The organism is Streptococcus mitis (assembly GCF_003942795.1).
GTDB lineage: Bacteria > Bacillota > Bacilli > Lactobacillales > Streptococcaceae > Streptococcus > Streptococcus mitis_BJ.
This window is the reverse complement of sequence record NZ_RJNY01000060.1, coordinates 1-658: the sequence shown is the minus strand read 5'-3', so window position 1 is coordinate 658 and position 658 is coordinate 1. Positions and strand designations below refer to the sequence as shown.

General features: G+C 42.2%; 1 tRNA gene and 1 rRNA gene. Both read left to right on the top strand.

The features are described 5' to 3' along the window. Nucleotides 1–154 precede the first annotated feature (154 nt). Nucleotides 155–226: transfer RNA gene (locus D8847_RS10580), tRNA-Glu, on the top strand. 231 nt (nt 227–457) lie between these two features. After that, a 16S ribosomal RNA gene (locus tag D8847_RS10575) occupies nt 458–658 on the top strand; the annotation flags it as partial.

The window sequence follows — 658 nt, the reverse complement described above, 5'->3', positions numbered from 1 at the left end:
CTCCAGTATATCCAGTCGGTCGATATGTTTCCCCACACTGCACGGACAGAAGCAGTGGTTAAATTAGTGAAGAAAAGAAAAAATTAACTTCACTGAAAAAAGTCCTTGACAAAGGTAAAAAAGTAGGTATAATAGAAAGAGTTGAAAAGCTCAAGGTCCGTTGGTCAAGGGGTTAAGACACCGCCTTTTCACGGCGGTAACACGGGTTCGAATCCCGTACGGACTATGGTGTATTGTGGCTAAAAAAACTTGAAAAAGTTTCAAAAAAGTGTTGACAGAGGTTAGCAGCTGTGATATACTAATATAGTTGTCGCTCACGAGAGGAGTGAGAGACAAAGACCTTTGAAAACTGAACAAGACGAACCAATGTGCAGGGCACTATAACTGAAGTTATAGTACTGAACAATGAAAAAAACAATAAATCTGTCAGTGACAGAAATGAGTGAGAACTCAAACTTTTAATGAGAGTTTGATCCTGGCTCAGGACGAACGCTGGCGGCGTGCCTAATACATGCAAGTAGAACGCTGAAGGAGGAGCTTGCTCTTCTGGATGAGTTGCGAACGGGTGAGTAACGCGTAGGTAACCTGCCTGGTAGCGGGGGATAACTATTGGAAACGATAGCTAATACCGCATAATAGTAGATGTTGCATGACATTT